This window comes from Candidatus Taylorbacteria bacterium (assembly GCA_039934295.1).
In the GTDB taxonomy this organism is placed as follows: domain Bacteria; phylum Patescibacteriota; class Minisyncoccia; order Phycocordibacterales; family HO2-43-120; genus HO2-43-120.
Window position 1 is genome coordinate 1 of sequence record JBDTMN010000007.1, and the last position, 16,927, is coordinate 16,927.

Genomic DNA, 16,927 nt, shown 5'->3' on the forward strand with positions numbered 1-16,927 from the left:
GATTTGAAAATCCTGCATTCTCGAGATCAACGAGTTTAGGTTTGATGTTTTCCTCAAATGAATAATTGAGGATTGTCGGAAACTTCTCAACCAACTTTACGGGATTTTCAAATCCCGCTTTCTTGAGGTTTTCAAGCTTTGCTTTGATGTTTTCTTCGAATGAAAGGTTGAGGATTTGCGGATTCTTCTCAACCAATGCTACAGGATTTTCAAATCCCGCAATCTTGAGGTTAGAGAGTTTAGCATCAATATTATGCTCAAGGTGACTTTTGTCACCCATAAAATCTGCGACAAATTCCGGAGAGAACCCGAGGTCTGTCAAATGCACGCTTCTTCTTAGCATCTCCTCCGAAGTACCGGCTTTGTTATCAGTTCGTCTTAAATCTTTAAATGATTCATCATTCATAATTGGTATGATTAGGGGCAACTCGGTTTGTTCGATGAGCATAGTATATAAAAATTGGAATCAAAGAGAAAGCAGGAGGTTATGATAGAATGATTATATGCCCATAACACTAGAGGATATTTCAAAGAATAATTTACATCATGCATATTGCATAGAAGGAGGAAAGGATGAAGTATATGCAGAACTTTTAGAATTTATAGAAAATACACTTGGAATTTCAACGAGGGGCAATCCGGATTTTTCGCACCTTGATGTGGAGACTTTGAATATCGAAGAAGGGAGAGCGCTCAAAGAGCGTCAGCAAAATAAATCTCTAGATGGAGGAAAGAAGATTTTTGTCGTTTCCGCAAACAGCATCACTCGCGAGGCGCAGAACTCGCTTTTGAAAATCTTTGAAGAGCCAACCGAGAATACCCATTTTTTTCTTATCTTACCTTCCGCAGAGATTTTGATTCCCACATTAAAATCACGTTTGCATATTGTAAAACAGACTGGCATGAAAGAGGAGTCTGTCGAGGCAAATGAAGAAGCAAAGAAATTTGTCTTATCATCTAAATCTGCACGGCTTCTCCATTTGAAGAGCATTATCGAAGAAAAGGATAAACAAAAAGCTATTTCATTTCTGAATCTACTGGAGGGGTATCTTGCGAGTGATAGGGATATGAAAAAATTGAAAAAGGAAGAAGTGTTTGTCTTAGAAGAAATTATACGAATGAAGCAATATTTAGGAGACCGAGGGGCAAGTGTGAAAATGATTTTGGAATACATAGCGCTGATCGTGTGACATGTAACATATAACATGTAGCATGTAACATGTAACATGTAGCATGTAACGTAAGAAATCAAACGACACTCTTCATTCAGGTGTTACCCTAGTCCGTCCGAACGGGTTTAGGACAAGTTACATGTTTTGTGTTACATGATTATTGCGTTATACTCTTTGCATGTATAATTTTTCCGATTTCAAAAAGAAAACTGATGGCGTGCACGACTGGCTTAAGAAGGAGTTGGGCAATATTCGCACAGGACAAGCATCTCCACAGCTTTTGGACTCAATAGAAGTTGAGTCGTATGGCTCAAAAGTGTCTTTAAACCAAATTGCTCAAGTCACCGTGGAGGATGGCAAGACACTTCGTATTTCTCCTTGGGATAGCTCGCAAATTAAGGACATTGAAAAAGCTATTTTAGTTTCAAATTTAGGGCTTTCACCGCGAGTGGACGAAACGGGACTTCGGGTCGCATTTCCTCCTCTTACCGGAGAGAGAAGGCAGGAACTTTCAAAAGTCGCGGGAGCGAAACTCGAGGAATCAAAAATTTCAGTTCGAAACGAGAGAGAGAAGGTGCTCAAAGATATCCAATCGAAGGAAAAAAAGGGCGAAATGACAGAGGACGACGTGCGCAAGTCAAAGTCAGAACTTCAAAAGCAAATTGATGAAGCGAACAAGAAATTATTGGAAATAAAAGAAAAGAAAGATAAGGAAATTTTGAATTAAATATACCAATATACCAATGAAGAAATATACGAATGCATACTAATACATTCCTCCTGCGACGAAGCAATGCCCGCCCGTACCGAAATAGTACGTTCGGGCGGGCTCCCTTTAGCGAGGAAGAATTGGAATTCCTCCTTTGGAAAGGAGGTGTCGAGTTTGCGAGACGGAGGATGTATACATTATTCGTTTTCATTAGTATATTAGGGATTTATTCGTATATTGGTATTTGAAGCTATGTCAGTAATAATATTCATAATCATCCTCGCGATTCTTGTCCTCGTCCACGAGTTCGGGCATTTTATCGTTGCTAAGAAGTCGGGGATTCGAGTGGACGAATTCGGTCTCGGTTTTCCGCCAAGAATCTGGGGCAAAAAATACGACGGGACCATTTATTCTATAAACTGGATTCCATTCGGAGGATTTGTGAAGATATTTGGAGAAAATCCCGATGACGAATCTCTAAGCGGGCCTCAAAGCTCGAGAAGTTTTGTGAACAAGAAGCGTCCGATACAAGCGTTAGTTTTAGTTGCCGGAGTCACCATGAATATTCTTTTTGCGTGGGTATTGATTTCCATCGGGTTCATGTCCGGACTTCCCACGAGTGTTGACGAGACGAACCAGTCTCAAATCAAAGATGCAAAGCTTGTGGTCACGCAAGTTTTGTCGGACAGTCCCGCGCAAAAAGTCGGGTTGAAAGCTGGAGACGAAATCGTATCGTTGCATTCTGGTGCCGACACTTTAAGTGATGGGGCAGTGGATGTCTCTCGCGTTCAGAATTTCATTTCTCTTCATGGCGGAAAATCTGTATCCCTCGAACTCCAAAGGGGAGGGAATGCAGTTGAGATTGAGGCTATTCCTACCGAGGGAATTGTTCCCGGTAAAAGCGCACTCGGATTTTCAATGGATTTTATTGGTTCGCTTCGGCTACCCATTCATGAAGCTCTTTGGGAGGGAGCGAAGCTTACTGCGAACCTGACTTACGCGATTGCAGAAAGTCTCACACTTTTTATTTACCATGCATTTACCGGAACTGCCGATTTTTCGGAAGTGACCGGCCCGGTGGGGATTGCTGGCATGGTGGGGGATGCAACGCAACTTGGCTTTATCTACCTTCTTTCATTCACTGCTTTTATATCTTTGAATCTCGCAGTTTTGAATCTACTGCCATTTCCGGCGCTCGATGGAGGAAGGCTCTTGTTTGTACTCATCGAATCCGTTATAAGGAAGCCCATTAACCATAAAGTGGCAAATGCATTGAATTCCGCGGGCTTCGCACTCCTTATTTTGCTCATGCTTGTGGTAACATATAAAGACATTATTAAGTTGATTCATTAAAATTCTGTAGTCGATAATCCATACTCTATTCAAATGCGCCAATCACAGCTATTTACAAAAACCCGCAAAGAGGCCCCGAAAGACGAGGTTTCAAAAAACGCGATTCTTTTAATCCGCGCAGGATTCATCAACAAAGAAATGGCGGGCGTGTATTCTTTCTTGCCGTTGGGTCTGCGGGTATTGAATAAAATAAACGCGATTGTGAGAGATGAGATGAACGCAATCGGAGGCGTAGAATTCTTTTTGACCTCGCTTCAAGACAAAGCAGTTTGGGAAAAATCGGGAAGGTGGGATGACAAAGTTGTGGACAATTGGTTTAAGACAAAGCTCAAAAATGGGACGGATTTGGGGTTGGCTTTCACTCATGAAGAGCCGTTGACACAACTTATGAAAGAACATATCCGTTCGTGGAGAGACCTTCCGCGATATCCGTATCAGATTCAAACAAAATTTCGCAACGAGGCGAGAGCAAAGAGCGGAATCATGAGGACTAGAGAATTTCTCATGAAAGACCTCTACTCATTTTCCGAGAATGAGAAGGAGCACGAAGTTTTCTATGGTAAAGCAAAAGATGCGTATAAGAAAATTTTTGAGAGAGCGGGTGTGGGAGAGAGTACTCATCTTACCTATGCTTCGGGCGGAACATTTTCGAAATTCTCGCATGAATTTCAGACCGTTACCCTCGCCGGTGAAGATGACATCTATGTTTGCGGGAAATGCGGTGTAGCTGTGAATGAAGAGGTTGTCGCGGACTTTAACTCAAGCTGTCCGGAGTGCAAAAACAAAGACTTAAAAAAGGAAAAGGCCGTGGAGGTGGGAAATATTTTTCCACTCGGTTACAAATACTCCGAGACTCTCGGTCTCTCATTTATTGATGCTGAGGGAGAGAAAAAATCGGTTTTCATGGGCTCATACGGCATCGGTCCCGCCCGACTCATGGGAGCGGTTGTAGAGGTTCTCTCCGACGACAAAGGTCTGGTCTGGCCTTCCGCAATTTCGCCTTTTGCTCACCATCTCATTCCCATATTCGATAAGGAAGAAAAGGCTCTAAACTATGCGGATAAATTGTATGAAAATCTACTCGACAAAGGCGTGGAAGTCTTATACGATGACAGAGACATGAGGGCGGGAGAGAAATTTGGCGACGCAGATTTAATGGGTATTGCAAGCCAAATTGTGGTGAGTGAAAAAACAATAGCCGAGGACAGCGTAGAGGTAAAAGACAGAAAAACGGGAAAGGTAGAAAAAATTAAATTAAAGGAATTTCTCTCTCAAGTTTGATAGTAAATACCCATAACTCATAATGTATAACTGAATAACTCATAACGAAATTCAGGATTGTTTTTGTAATTCAGTTAAGCAGTTATACAGTTATGAGTCATAAGTTGTCGTTTATAAATGAACAAACACAAAGAAAAAATATATCGCTGGCTGTCAAACGATATCGGAATTGATCTCGGAACCACGAGCACCTTAGTGTATGTGCGTGGACAAGGGATTATATTGAACGAACCTTCTGTCGTGGCATTGAATCAAAAAACCGGGCAGGTTGTGGCAGTCGGACTTCCCGCAAAAGCAATGTTGGGGAGAACACCTGCGCACATTCAGGCGGTGAAGCCACTTGTCGATGGTGTCATTTCGGATTTTGAAATTACCGAAGAGATGATTCTCTATCTTTTAAACAAAGCGGGAAAAAATTCCAAAAAATTTCTTGGTCCCCGCGTCGTTGTGGGAGTACCCTACGGCATCACAAACGTTGAAACGAGAGCCGTGCGTGATGCGACCAAAAACAGCGGTGCAAGAGAGGTGCATATTGTCGAGGAGCCCATGGCGGCCGCAATCGGCATCCGCCTTCCCGTGAATGAGCCGGTCGGGAACATGATTATTGACATCGGAGGGGGGACGGCGGACATCGCCGTGATTTCGCTCGGAGGCATTGTTCGTGCCAAGACTCTGAAGTCAGCGGGGGAAAAATTAAACAGCGACATCATTTCTTATATCCGTGGGGAATTCAAGATTTTAATCGGGGAAAAAACGGCTGAACTCATAAAAATTACTATCGGCTCCGTTATTCCCACCGACCATTCCCAAGAGATTTCCGTCAAGGGCAGAGATTTGGTGACAGGTCTGCCCCGTGAAGTCATTATCACGGACTCCGACGTGCGGGAGGCAATATCGCAAACTATCGAGAACATAGTGGAATCTGTGAAGGAAGTGCTGGAGACGACTCCTCCAGAGATTGTTTCCGATATTATGCAAAGAGGAATACATGTAGTGGGAGGAGGAGCTCTATTTCAGGGGTTGGGAGAACTTTTGCATGAGAGTGTTAAAATCCCTATCCATATTGCGGAGGATCCTCTTACTGCGGTTGCGCGCGGAACCGGAATAATCCTGGAGAATATGGAAATGTACGAAGATCTTCTGATTCAAAACGAAGATGAATTACCCCCTCAAAAATAAAGTCGGAAACCGAAGAAAGAAAGCGAGCCTGCTCGGAATTCCGATACTTTTCCTTATCCTCATTTTTTTATTGAGCGCGTATTTGCCTAATGGTGGGGGCACGATTCTGCTTGCAATCGGACGACCCTTCTTTGTAGCAAAAAATAGCATAGTGGAAGGCGGAGGAAATTTCCTCGAATATTTCCGATCCAAAGGAGCGCTCATCGAAGAAAATAAAAATTTAAAGGCAGAGGCCGATGATCTTGCTTACGGCTTAATACGATTGAATATACTTGAAAAAGAAAATCAGGAGCTCAAGGCGGAGTTTGGAAGAGCAAAACCAGAGAAGTCTGTTCTTGCCTACGTACTAACTTCTCCAGGCTTCTCGCCCTATGACACATTTCTTTTAGATGCGGGGTCGAAGGATGGGGTAGCTTTTGGTGACACGGTCTCGATTGCGGGCGGACTCGGGGTGGGACATATTAAAGAAGTGTTTTCTCGAACCTCGCTTGCCCTCCTGTATTCATCGCCGGGAGAAGAAGTCACTGTCCGCATTCCTCCTCAACAAATTATGGCAAAGGCCTACGGTCGAGGCGGAGGGAATTTTGAAATAAAATTACCAAAAGATATTGACGTTCAAAAGGGCGCACTTATTTCAATGCCGGGGGTCGACAACGCAATTTTGGGGGTTGTGGAGGCAATCGAAACGGATGCCACTCAATCACTCCAACTCGTTCTTGTGAGAAATTTGTTTAATATCAATCAGATTGATAAAGTCTATATCAAAAAACAAAAGCAAATTTGAGAGACGCATAATGACAGATATGATTCTCATGCTCTCGGTTTTCTTTATTCCCTGGTGGGTGGTCTTGGGGCTCGGAATCTGTTTTCTTTTTTATTTTGACTCATTTGTCGAGATTTTGATTTTAGGATTTATGATTGATTCAGTTTATAATGTGTCCTCATCACACTATCTGCATTTTCAATTTATTATTTCTCTCCTTTCAGTCGTTCTCTTTGTTTTTTCGACGCAAATAAAAAAACGACTTACGATTTATAAGAATTAAATACTAATATACCAATGAAGAAATATACGAATGAAAACCAATAATTCAAGATTTTCTAAGTTTCTTATTCGTATTCATTTGTATATTAGGAGTTATTAGTATATTGGTATGCTTATCTTTCAATGAAAAAAAAGTTTGACTCAAGCCGAAATCTCGAAATTCATCCAGATGAAATATTTCTTGATTCAAAAAATCTTCCCGATTTTGATACCGACCAATTTGAGGGAAGAATTGAGAAACCAATATCCAAGAAACCTTATATTTTTCTTTGTTTGATATTTTTATCGATCGGGCTTGCTTATATCGCAAGGATCGGTATTCTGCAAATCCGCGATGGAGAAGCCTACTCGCTTCAAAGCGAAAATAACCGCCTCCGTCACAGCCTGATTTTTGCGGAGAGGGGAGTCATTTATGACAGAAACGGCGAGTTGCTTGCTTCCAACGTGGAAGATCCTCTAGGACGGCCTTTTTCGGCGAGGAAGTATAGTTCTCTCTCCGGGCTATCGCACATTTTGGGCTATATGAAATATCCGGCGAAAGATGCGAATGGTTTTTATTACGACGAAACTTACGACGGCAAGGACGGGGTGGAGAAATTTTATAATGAATATCTTACGGGAGTAAACGGCCTTAAAATAATTGAAACGAATGCGACCGGAGGCGCGGAATCCGAAAATACTATCGAACCACCTCAATCGGGAAAGAGCCTCAACTTATCCGTCGACGCAAAATTGCAGAACGCTTTTTATGAGATTATAAAAAAGATTGTTGATGACATAGGCTTTACGGGAGGGGCCGCCGCCCTCATGGACATCAAGACTGGGGAAATTATCGCACTTACGAGTTTTCCCGAATACTCGTCTCAAATTCTCACTGACGGATCTGATTCATCCGCGATTCAAGACGTTTTAAGCGACCCTCGAAACCCTTTTCTTGATCGGATTGTCGACGGGCTGTATACGCCCGGCTCTATCGTAAAGCCATTTATCGCTCTCGGTGCATTGCAGGAAGACGTGATTAATCCGGAGACAAAAATATTGAGCACGGGATCAATTTCTCTTCCAAATATCTATGACCCCACGAAGAGCACAGTCTTTAAGGATTGGAAAGCGCACGGCTATGTCAATATGAGAGAAGCAATTTCCGTGTCCTCCGATGTCTATTTTTATGAAGTTGGCGGAGGATTTCAAAACCAGAAAGGCTTGGGCATTTCACGGATAGTAAAATACATGAAACAGTTTGGCTTCGGCGCAAAGATTCCTTCGAAATTTTTCTCCGGCTCTGAAGGTGTGGTGCCCGATCCCGCGTGGAAAAAGTTACATTTTGACGGGGAAGAATGGAGCGTGGGCGACACGTACCACACCGCAATAGGCCAGTATGGTTTTCAGATTACTCCACTTCAAGAAATGCTTGCCGTCGCGGCAATCGCCAATGACGGCGTTATGGTTTATCCCACGATTGTGAAAGGCGAGAGCGAGACTCCACCAAGGGAACTTCCCATTGCAAAACAGTATTTCACGGTTGTCCAGGAAGGAATGCGCCTTAGCGCCGTTTCCGGGACGGCGAGCGCTTTAAATATAAGCTCCGTCCAAATTGCCGCTAAAACAGGAACAGCCGAATTAGGGACTTTAAAGCACTATGTGAACTCATGGGTAACCGGCTTTTTTCCATATGAGAAGCCAAAATACGCGTTCGTAGTGATAATGGAGAAGGGTCCCACCGGCAATCCTGTAGGAGCTTCGGCGGTTGCGAGACAATTTTTTGATTGGGTAGCGGTTCATGCGCCGGAGTATTTGAGGTAGACAGTAAGTAGATTATAGAAATTAATAGAATATGGAATGAAGGGAAAAGAAAAAGGCGGAGTCTCTAAGAGAGTCCACCTTGGTTACAAATGAGCGGGGCCGTTATAAATCGAAATCGGCCTCTTCCAACGAAGTGGTAACAGGTCTGTGCTTCTTTTCCTCGTCCCGTTTTTTTGCCATAGCGATAAGCTCCGCGTAGCCCCCCGCTCGGCCAATTTTTTCAGGTTGCTCCCCGCTTTCTGTTTGCGGAGTGTCAGATGATGTTGGTTTGCGTGCCATTTTTATTCTGTTTGTTTTTTTGTGGAAATGTGTACCGAGTTCAACTGTCTATTCTATATTAGAAACGTAAATTAGTCAAGAGCATGTACAGTTAACATCCGCTTGCTATTGACATCTGGACGTATATCCATATGATTAATAATATTAATTTTTGAATGGATTGTAGGTTATAGAATTTAGATTCTCAAGGATCGGATAATTTCGATTCTCCTCTTTGTATTCCAGATTCTAGAATCCGTAATCCAAATTCCACTTATTATGTCTGATCAAAAAGAATATCTATCCAAAGCAAAATTTGAGACGCTGAACCACGAGCTTGAGCATCTAAAAAAAATTAAAAGGAAAGAAGTGGCTGAGGATTTGGAGTATGCCAAATCACTGGGCGATCTCGCCGAGAACGCGGAATACCATGAGGCAAGGGAACTTCAGGCAAGCATTGAAGACAGGATTTTAAAACTCGAAAGCATTTTGAATTCTGCGGTTATTATGACTCTCCACCACTCTGAAGCTGTGGGAGTGGGCTCCACCCTTATCGTGGAGAGAGAAGGTGAGCTCAAAAAATATAAATTTGAAATGGTCGGTTCGGAAGAGTCCGACGTTAACTCGGGGAAATTATCTATCCATTCTCCGCTCGGCTCTGCCATGATGGGAAAGAAAAAAGGTGAAAGCTTTTCTTTCCAGTCTCCGAAAGGTTCGATGAACTATAAGATACTTAGCATCGAATAATTGCTTTGTCGCAAAGCAATTATTCGATGCAATTTCTAATTCCTAATGAAAGAACGTGGACGATTTTAGACATTTTAATGACCAATGTCGTTTTGCTTGATATACTATAAAAACATTCCTTCATTAGAAATTAGAAATTAGTCATTTCTTCAATTTATGCCTTCACTCGAGGAAATACGTCAAGGGAGATTAGCCAAACAAAACCTTCTCAAAGAGAAGGGAATAAATCCGTATCCGATTTCCACATCCCGCAACCACGAGAATGCGGAGGTGATAGCGAAGTTTGATTCGCTTCTTGAAAAGGAGCTTGTTTTAGCGGGTAGAGTGATGACGCTTCGGCCACAGGGCGGACTTATTTTTTTCAACTTTTTTGACGGCACGGCAACTTTTCAGGCATTGCTAAAAAAAGATGAGTCCGATGAAGGTGCTTTTGAATTATTTGAATCCGTCGTTGACATCGGAGATTTTGTCGAACTTTCCGGATCGCTTTTCGAGACCAAGCGCAAAGAGAAAACGCTTAAAGTAAAAAGCTGGCGAATGCTTTCGAAGAGTCTTCTTCCCCTTCCGGAGAAATGGCACGGCCTCCAGGATATCGAAGAACGCTTCAGGAAAAGGTATCTTGACTTGCTTTCAAACAGTGAGGTGAGAGAGAGGTTCATCATTCGGGGCAAATTAGTGAGCGAAATTCGGGCATTTTACGATGCTTCAGGGTATCTCGAGGTGGAAACACCTGTTCTTCAGACGCTTGCCGGAGGCGCAACAGCAGAGCCCTTCGTGACCCATCACAACGCTCTCGATGTTGACTTCAACCTTACCATTGCCCAGGAGCTATATTTAAAAAAACTTCTGATCGGGGGCTTCAACAAGGTGTACGAAATCGGCAGGAAGTTTAGAAATGAGGGGATTGACTCGACGCACAATCCCGAGTTTACCATGCTCGAGTCAAACGAAGCTTATGCGGATGCAAAGAGCCAGCGAGAATTCATTGAGCTCTTATTCAAGACTGTGATTTCGAATGTTCTTGGAAAAAGCAAGGTGACTTTTGACGGGAATGAAATCGACCTCTCCAAGCCTTTTGAGGTTTTTAGTTTTTATGAACTTCTCCGAAAGTTTGCGGGTATTGCGCATCCTCAATCAATTGAGCGAAATGAGCTCAAAAAGCACGCGGAAAAAATGGGTCTCAAGATTGCTCCGAAAGACTCTCCCGAAAAAATAATGGACGCGCTCTACAAGAAAATGGTTCGGTCAAAACTTATTTCGCCGACCTTTATTGTCGACTACCCGCTCGCATTCAATCCTTTCTCAAAAAGAAAAGAAGACGACCCGTCTCTTATTGACCGCTTTCAGCTCATTATCGGAGGATTGGAAATGGTCAATGCTTTTTCCGAACTAAATAATCCGATTGACCAGAAGGAGAGATATGAGGAAGAGGACAGAAAGAAGAAGGAGGGAGAAGGGGATATTTCTCCGTCTGATTTGGACTATCTTGAAGCCATGGAATACGGCATGCCTCCGAATGGCGGAATTGGCATAGGCATTGATCGTGTGGCGATGTTCATAACTGATTGCAAAAACATTAAGGAAGTTATACTGTTTCCCACTCTACGGGCGAAAAACGATAAGTAATTTAATTCTATTAAACGCCCTCAACCTAGAGAGGTTGAGGGCGTTTTTTTGTGCGGTTTACAAATGTCAATTGTTGTTTCGCAGTGTTGAAAAGTGGATAACTATGTATGCAAGTGGGATGAAGTGTTATACAATGGTAGACAAGTGGGAAAAAGTGGTACGCGAATATGCGACCACGAATACGCACACACGAATAAAGAAAAGGAGTAGCAAGTTTTTATTTGTGGCATTAGCAAATATTTGTAGATTCGTATTATAAGACATGAAAATTCAGACGAAAAAATACAAAGTAATATCGGGAAATATTTCGTATGAGTTTGTTGCATCTTCACTCAAGGTCAAAGTGCGCGAAAAGGTATTAGTCAGAAAAAATACTGCTTCTTCAAAAAAGCTAACAGCCAATTAGTTCACGCCGATATTCGGAAATATCTGCGTCCTCAATTTTATAATCACAAATAGTAATTTGCGAATAAAATTGGGACCTAACACCTACCCCATGCTCATCGGCGAATACACACACAGTATTGATGATAAGAACCGTTTGTCCTTGCCCTCAAAATTCAGGAAGGAAATGGGCAAAAGTGTTGTGCTCACCCCGGGCCTCGACGGCTGTCTCTTCGTCTTTACGGGAAAGCAGTGGGAGAAGATTTCGGAAAAGCTGTCGCAGGGAAGTTTTTTGAAGTCGGATTCGAGGTCATTTAATCGTTTTATGTACGGGGGAGCTGTGGAGGCGGAGGTGGACGCTATCGGTCGAATTTTGGTTCCAGATTTTTTAAAGGACAGGGCGAAACTCAAGGAAAAAGTGGTCATCATTGGTGTTCAAGACCGGGTAGAAATTTGGAACGAGGATTCGTGGATGGATTACAAGAAAATGGTTGAAAAGCAGGCAGATTCTTTGGCGGAGAAGCTTGATGGAATTGGAATCCTTTAGAAACAATTGACAGTTAACAGGTAACAATTGACACAAAATCAGTTTCTTATGTCAAATGTCATTGGTCACATGTTAAATGTTCATAAATCGGTTCTTTTACAGGAGGCAATAGATGGTTTGGATTTCCACAAGGGTGATATTTTTGTTGATGCCACCATAAATGGAGGAGGACACAGTCTGGAGGTGGCAAGGAGATTTGGGAAGGAGGTGAAAATAGTGGGCATTGACCTTGACCGAAACGCTCTTGCGAATGCGGAAAAAGCACTTCAAGATTCGGGTGCCGATTATGCACTTCACGAATCGAGCTTCAAAAATATCGTGGAGGCGCTCAACAAGGAAACTATTGCCGAGGTCGGGAAGATTCTCTTCGATTTAGGGTTGAGTTCAAATCAGTTTGAGAATTCGGGTAGGGGATTTTCATTTCAAAAAGACGAACCGCTTTTGATGACATTTAAGGAGAAGCCGGACGAGCGCGACCTCACTGCTTACACCATCGTGAACGAGTGGGGAGAGCAAAGTATCGCTGACATCATTTATGGATTCGGTGAAGAGCGATATTCAAGAAGAATTGCAAAAAAAATTGTCGAGGCAAGGGCAGTCCGTCCTGTGAAGAGCACGTTCGAGCTCGTCGAGATTATCAAACAGGCGACGCCATATACGTACCACAAGGGAAAAATCCATTTCGCTACAAGAACATTTCAGGCTCTACGGATAGCGGTAAATGCCGAGACGGATGCCCTCGTTGCGGGCCTAAGCGGTGGGTTTTCGAAGCTTGGGGCAGGCGGGAGAATGGCGGTAATTTCTTTTCATAGCATCGAAGACAGGATTGTGAAGCGGTATTTTAAAGAGTTAGCGAGGGAAGGAAAAGCAATTTTAATAAATAAAAAGCCGATTGTTCCTACCCGCGAAGAAATCGCTGAAAACAGGAGAGCGCGAAGCGCGAAGTTGAGAATCATACAGAAACTGTAAAGCACGAAATCCGAAATTAAAAAGAAAATGAAAACAAAATATAAAAAATTTCAGTCTCGGCAGAACACTTTTTGGTGTTTGGTTTGCGCCGTGCTCGTCGGAGCTTTTGCTTACGGATATCTCGTGAACGATATGGTCCACAACGTGGCGAATAGGCAGAAAATGGAGAAAGAAATATCTACCATGCAGTCCAAATTGAGCGAACTCGAATTTAAATACATCGCGATGAAGAATGACATCTCTCCGGAATACGCCTACTCGCTAGGATTTAAGGACGTGAAAAAACAGGTGTTCATCACCTCAAACGGTATCTCCGCGGGGTTGTCCATGAAAACCCAGGAATAGTTTTCATATGAAGAATAACTACATATTAAAAATTCGACTGCTCGGAACAGCGATTATCCTTTTCGCTTTTGTACTCGTCGGAAGACTCTACGTGGTGCAAATTGTTCGGGGCGAAATGTACAGCGAGCGCGAGGAACACCAATATTATAAGCCGAATCAGTCGGATATTGACCGAGGTGTGATTTATTTTTCCGATAAAGATGGAAGTTCGATTTCCGCCGCTACTCAAAGAAGCGGGTTTATCGTTGCCCTCAATCCGAAAATCCTCGTCGATATGGAGGAGGCGTATAAAAAAATAAACGCCATTGTACTCCTCGACCACGACACTTTTATCGCGAAAGCCTCGAAATCAGACGACCCGTACGAAGAGATACTGAAAAGAGTGGATGAAGAAAAAGGCAGGCAGATTGATGACCTCAAGTTGAAAGGAGTTCAACTGTATCGGGAAAAATGGAGATTTTATCCCGGCGAAGAGCTCGGAGCTCATGTCCTCGGGCTTGTCGGCTATAAAGGAGACTCATTGGGCGGAAGGTACGGGCTTGAGAGCTTTTTTGAGGATACGTTGAGGAGAAACTCCGACAGTCTCTACACCAATTTCTTCACCGAGATTTTTTCAAATGTCAATCACGCGCTTTTAGGTGGGGAAGTGCCAGAAGGAGACATTGTGACCTCGATTGAGCCCAATGTTGAAATCACTCTTGAAAGGGAAATAAAAAAAATTACTGACGACTGGCATTCTGAAATGACGGGTGGTGTAATCATTGACCCCGCGACCGGGGAAATTTATGCCATGGGGGCATATCCTTCCTTTAATCCCAACTCGTTTCAAACAGAGAAGAACGCGAACGTCTTTACGAATCCGCTTGTCGAAAATGTGTATGAGATGGGTTCAATCATAAAAACGCTAACCATGTCTGCGGGGCTGGACTCCGGAGCAGTCAATGCAGACACCATGTATGATGACAAGGGTTTTGGAATTCTCAATAATAAAAAGTTTTCGAACTATGACGGCAAAGCCCGAGGCTGGGTATCCATGCAGGAAGTTTTGAACCAGTCATTGAATACTGGAGCGGCATTTGTCGCAAGCAAAATAGGCAAACAGAAATTCGCGGACTACATGTTCAATTTTGGGTTGGGTGAAAAAACCGGCATCGACTTGCCCAACGAGGCTACTGGACTGGTGTCGAATCTTAAAAGCCCTAGAGACATTGAATACGCCAATGCTTCTTTCGGGCAGGGGCTAGCGATGAGCCCGATTGCAACGGTGAGGGCGCTCTCGGTGCTCGCGAACGGGGGACTTCTCACGCGTCCTCATGTAGTAAAAGAAATCAAATACATAAGCGGTTTGACAAAAGATATTCCAACTGAAACTGGCAAGCAGGTGATAAAAAAAGAATCGGCCGAGGAGATTACCCGGATGCTCGTTGAAGTTGTGGACAAAGCGCTTCTCGGTGGTAAAGTAAAGCTCCCGAACTACAGCGTTGCGGCAAAAACAGGAACCGCCCAGATTGCGAACGGAAGCGGGTACTATGAAGACCGATATCTCCATTCGTTTTTCGGCTATTTTCCCGCTTACAAGCCGAGATTTTTGATTTTTCTCTTCACAGTCAATCCCAAAGGAGCAAAATACGCATCGGAGACACTGACCCACCCTTTTATTGACATGACGAACTTTTTAATCAATTATTATGAAATACCGCCGGATAGGTGAGTCTATAGTAGGTAGTCTTTAGTCGATAGGAAAGAAAATATGAATAAAAGTTACAAAGACTTAATTGTTTGGCAAAAATCGATGGATCTCGTAATTGTTTTATATGAGTTAGTCGGACAATTTCCTACAGAGGAGAAATACGGCTTGTCCTCACAGATGAAGCGTGCAGTTTTGTCGATTCCTTCTAATATCGCAGAAGGGTCGAGAAGAAGAACTAAAAAAGACTTCGCTCATTTTTTAAGAATTTCTTACGGCTCTGGATCTGAACTTGAGACTCAAATAGAAGCGTCTCGTCGGCTTCCTTTCGGAAAAAATCTTGATTATAGGAAAGTCGATTCATTGATGGACGAAGTGATGAGAATGTTAAACAAAATGGAAGAAAGCCAGAGGTCCGAACTACAGACTACAAACTAAAGACTACAGACTCTTCATGAAATCTATACTCAAACAAACCATCGTATACCTCCTGACCCTCGAGGCCAAGCTTGTACTCAAAAAGTACAAGCCGAAAATCGTTGGTATAACCGGAAGCGTGGGAAAAACTTCAACGAAGGACGCGATTTACTCCGTGCTCGCGACACAATTTTTTGTGCGAAAGAGCGAGAAGAGCTTCAATAGTGAAATAGGGGTGCCCCTCACTATTTTGGGTGCTCGAAACGGCTGGGGCAATCCTTTCATCTGGCTTGCCAATCTCTTAAGAGGGCTTGGGCTTATTATTTTCCCCTTTAACTATCCGGACTGGCTCGTAATCGAAATCGGAGCGGATAGGCCTCTCGACATAAAAACTCTGGCTTCGTGGGTGAAGCCTGATATCGCGGTCATTACGCGCATCGGTAACATTCCTGTCCATGTGGAATTTTTTACATCCCGCGCTCAACTAATCGAGGAGAAAAGCTATCTTGCGCGATACATGAAAGAAGGAGGAACCCTGATTGTAAACGGCGACGACGCGGACGCAGTTTCATTCATCGGACTCACGAAGAATAAATCGCTTACCGTTTCCCTCGAGGGCGAGGGCGATGTGGTCGCGTCTCATTCTCTCATTTCCTACCGCAAGCAGGAAAATGGAGAGGAAGTTCCTGTCGGTATAAACTTCAAAGCCAATTTGGCCGGGTCGAGCGTTCCCGTCAATTTGACCGGAGTCCTCGGTATCCAACACGTGTATCCTTCACTATTTGCCATTGCCATCGGGCTGTCGCAGAATCTCAATATTCTTACACTCTGCGAGGCAATTTCTGGCGAGATAAAAACTCCGGGCAGGATGAAGATTCTTCCGGGCATCAAAAACACGATTATTATCGACGACACCTACAACTCTTCTCCGGTCGCTCTCTCGGAAGCTCTGAAAACTCTGCTTGAAATTAGTGTGAAGAAAAGAAAAATTGCGATTCTCGGAGACATGATGGAACTTGGGGCGCATTCCAAGGACGAGCATCTCCACGCGGGAAAGCTCGTGGCGTCGGTCGCGCATATTTTAATCACGGTCGGGATACGTGCGCGAGATATTGCAGAGGGCGCCCAGCTAAATGGCATGAGCGAAAAAAATGTATTTCAATTTGACGACGCGAAGGATTCTTTCTCTTTTTTGGACGGCTTGCTTATCGAGGGGGACATCGTTCTCGTGAAAGGCTCCCAATCGGTTCGGATGGAAAAAATTGTAGAAGAAATCATGGAGCACCCCGAGGACAAAGAAAAACTTTTAGTGAGGCAGGATAGGGAGTGGCGGAGAAGGTAGGATACAGAGTTATAAAGTAGAAAGTAGAAAGTGATAAAATTCTCATTTTGTCATTCCCGCGCA

General features: G+C 43.4%; 18 protein-coding genes. 16 read left to right on the forward strand and 2 right to left on the reverse strand.

The features are described 5' to 3' along the window. On the reverse strand, positions 1 to 448 hold a 448-nt coding region (locus ABI430_02670; GenBank protein ID MEO8637778.1), incomplete at its 3' end, for a hypothetical protein. 55 nt (positions 449 to 503) lie between these two features. On the opposite strand from ABI430_02670, the gene ABI430_02675 reads away from it, so the two are divergent. From ABI430_02675 to ABI430_02710, 8 genes are all read left to right on the forward strand, one after another. Then, positions 504 to 1,190, forward strand: coding sequence for a hypothetical protein (locus tag ABI430_02675; GenBank protein ID MEO8637779.1), 687 nt, complete (start codon positions 504 to 506; stop codon positions 1,188 to 1,190). Between the two features lie 160 nt (positions 1,191 to 1,350). Beyond that, a complete protein-coding gene (frr, locus tag ABI430_02680; GenBank protein ID MEO8637780.1) occupies positions 1,351 to 1,899 on the forward strand; it encodes a ribosome recycling factor in 549 nt (182 codons plus the stop codon). Between the two features lie 234 nt (positions 1,900 to 2,133). Beyond that, positions 2,134 to 3,234 (forward strand): RIP metalloprotease RseP, encoded by a 1,101-nt coding sequence (gene rseP, locus ABI430_02685; GenBank protein MEO8637781.1) that lies wholly within the window; start codon positions 2,134 to 2,136, stop codon positions 3,232 to 3,234. A gap of 33 nt (positions 3,235 to 3,267) precedes the next feature. After that, positions 3,268 to 4,515, forward strand: a complete 1,248-nt coding sequence (locus ABI430_02690) for an aminoacyl--tRNA ligase-related protein (GenBank protein MEO8637782.1) — start codon at positions 3,268 to 3,270, stop codon at positions 4,513 to 4,515. 117 nt (positions 4,516 to 4,632) lie between these two features. Continuing rightward, on the forward strand, positions 4,633 to 5,694 hold the full coding sequence (locus tag ABI430_02695) for a rod shape-determining protein (protein ID MEO8637783.1): 1,062 nt from the start codon (positions 4,633 to 4,635) through the stop codon (positions 5,692 to 5,694). Further along, entirely contained in the window at positions 5,672 to 6,478 is an 807-nt protein-coding gene (mreC, locus tag ABI430_02700; GenBank protein ID MEO8637784.1) for a rod shape-determining protein MreC, read from the forward strand. The genes ABI430_02695 and mreC overlap by 23 nt, the downstream gene beginning before the upstream one ends. 19 nt (positions 6,479 to 6,497) lie before the next feature. Then, positions 6,498 to 6,740 carry a hypothetical protein gene (locus ABI430_02705; protein MEO8637785.1) on the forward strand — a complete coding sequence of 81 codons (243 nt, stop codon included), beginning with the start codon at positions 6,498 to 6,500 and terminating at the stop codon, positions 6,738 to 6,740. A 122-nt stretch (positions 6,741 to 6,862) separates the two neighbouring features. Then, complete coding sequence (locus tag ABI430_02710) at positions 6,863 to 8,542, forward strand: penicillin-binding transpeptidase domain-containing protein (GenBank protein MEO8637786.1); 1,680 nt, start codon at positions 6,863 to 6,865, stop codon at positions 8,540 to 8,542. A gap of 102 nt (positions 8,543 to 8,644) precedes the next feature. Here the strand turns inward: ABI430_02710 and ABI430_02715 are convergent, their stop codons facing one another. Beyond that, on the reverse strand, positions 8,645 to 8,821 hold the full coding sequence (locus tag ABI430_02715) for a hypothetical protein (protein MEO8637787.1): 177 nt from the start codon (positions 8,819 to 8,821) through the stop codon (positions 8,645 to 8,647). A gap of 258 nt (positions 8,822 to 9,079) precedes the next feature. Between ABI430_02715 and greA the strand changes: the two genes are divergently transcribed. The 8 genes from greA to ABI430_02755 all read left to right on the forward strand — a co-directional run bounded on the left by greA (position 9,080) and on the right by ABI430_02755 (position 16,864). Further along, positions 9,080 to 9,547 carry a transcription elongation factor GreA gene (gene greA / locus ABI430_02720; GenBank protein MEO8637788.1) on the forward strand — a complete coding sequence of 156 codons (468 nt, stop codon included), beginning with the start codon at positions 9,080 to 9,082 and terminating at the stop codon, positions 9,545 to 9,547. A 156-nt stretch (positions 9,548 to 9,703) separates the two neighbouring features. Next, a complete protein-coding gene (gene lysS, locus ABI430_02725) occupies positions 9,704 to 11,173 on the forward strand; it encodes a lysine--tRNA ligase (protein MEO8637789.1) in 1,470 nt (489 codons plus the stop codon). A 463-nt stretch (positions 11,174 to 11,636) separates the two neighbouring features. Further along, a complete protein-coding gene (mraZ, locus tag ABI430_02730) occupies positions 11,637 to 12,104 on the forward strand; it encodes a division/cell wall cluster transcriptional repressor MraZ (GenBank protein ID MEO8637790.1) in 468 nt (155 codons plus the stop codon). 48 nt (positions 12,105 to 12,152) lie between these two features. After that, positions 12,153 to 13,073, forward strand: a complete 921-nt coding sequence (gene rsmH / locus ABI430_02735; GenBank protein MEO8637791.1) for a 16S rRNA (cytosine(1402)-N(4))-methyltransferase RsmH — start codon at positions 12,153 to 12,155, stop codon at positions 13,071 to 13,073. A gap of 27 nt (positions 13,074 to 13,100) precedes the next feature. Further along, positions 13,101 to 13,418, forward strand: a complete 318-nt coding sequence (locus ABI430_02740; protein ID MEO8637792.1) for a hypothetical protein — start codon at positions 13,101 to 13,103, stop codon at positions 13,416 to 13,418. Positions 13,419 to 13,425: 7 nt separating this feature from the next. Continuing rightward, complete coding sequence (locus ABI430_02745) at positions 13,426 to 15,129, forward strand: penicillin-binding protein 2 (GenBank protein MEO8637793.1); 1,704 nt, start codon at positions 13,426 to 13,428, stop codon at positions 15,127 to 15,129. Positions 15,130 to 15,168: 39 nt separating this feature from the next. Next, positions 15,169 to 15,543, forward strand: coding sequence for a four helix bundle protein (locus ABI430_02750; GenBank protein ID MEO8637794.1), 375 nt, complete (start codon positions 15,169 to 15,171; stop codon positions 15,541 to 15,543). Positions 15,544 to 15,559: 16 nt separating this feature from the next. After that, a complete protein-coding gene (locus ABI430_02755; protein ID MEO8637795.1) occupies positions 15,560 to 16,864 on the forward strand; it encodes a Mur ligase family protein in 1,305 nt (434 codons plus the stop codon). Positions 16,865 to 16,927: the final 63 nt, after the last annotated feature.

Bases quoted from the DNA above. Each gene is read 5' to 3' on its own strand.
- ABI430_02675 (MEO8637779.1), top strand. From the start codon at position 504: ATGCCCATAACACTAGAGGATATTTCAAAGAATAATTTACATCATGCA.
- frr (MEO8637780.1), top strand. From the start codon at position 1,351: ATGTATAATTTTTCCGATTTCAAAAAGAAAACTGATGGCGTGCACGAC.
- rseP (MEO8637781.1), top strand. From the start codon at position 2,134: ATGTCAGTAATAATATTCATAATCATCCTCGCGATTCTTGTCCTCGTC.
- ABI430_02690 (MEO8637782.1), top strand. From the start codon at position 3,268: ATGCGCCAATCACAGCTATTTACAAAAACCCGCAAAGAGGCCCCGAAA.
- ABI430_02695 (MEO8637783.1), top strand. From the start codon at position 4,633: ATGAACAAACACAAAGAAAAAATATATCGCTGGCTGTCAAACGATATC.
- mreC (MEO8637784.1), top strand. From the start codon at position 5,672: ATGAATTACCCCCTCAAAAATAAAGTCGGAAACCGAAGAAAGAAAGCG.
- ABI430_02705 (MEO8637785.1), top strand. From the start codon at position 6,498: ATGATTCTCATGCTCTCGGTTTTCTTTATTCCCTGGTGGGTGGTCTTG.
- ABI430_02710 (MEO8637786.1), top strand. From the start codon at position 6,863: ATGAAAAAAAAGTTTGACTCAAGCCGAAATCTCGAAATTCATCCAGAT.
- ABI430_02715 (MEO8637787.1), bottom strand. From the start codon at position 8,821: ATGGCACGCAAACCAACATCATCTGACACTCCGCAAACAGAAAGCGGG.
- greA (MEO8637788.1), top strand. From the start codon at position 9,080: ATGTCTGATCAAAAAGAATATCTATCCAAAGCAAAATTTGAGACGCTG.
- lysS (MEO8637789.1), top strand. From the start codon at position 9,704: ATGCCTTCACTCGAGGAAATACGTCAAGGGAGATTAGCCAAACAAAAC.
- rsmH (MEO8637791.1), top strand. From the start codon at position 12,153: ATGTCAAATGTCATTGGTCACATGTTAAATGTTCATAAATCGGTTCTT.
- ABI430_02740 (MEO8637792.1), top strand. From the start codon at position 13,101: ATGAAAACAAAATATAAAAAATTTCAGTCTCGGCAGAACACTTTTTGG.
- ABI430_02745 (MEO8637793.1), top strand. From the start codon at position 13,426: ATGAAGAATAACTACATATTAAAAATTCGACTGCTCGGAACAGCGATT.
- ABI430_02750 (MEO8637794.1), top strand. From the start codon at position 15,169: ATGAATAAAAGTTACAAAGACTTAATTGTTTGGCAAAAATCGATGGAT.
- ABI430_02755 (MEO8637795.1), top strand. From the start codon at position 15,560: ATGAAATCTATACTCAAACAAACCATCGTATACCTCCTGACCCTCGAG.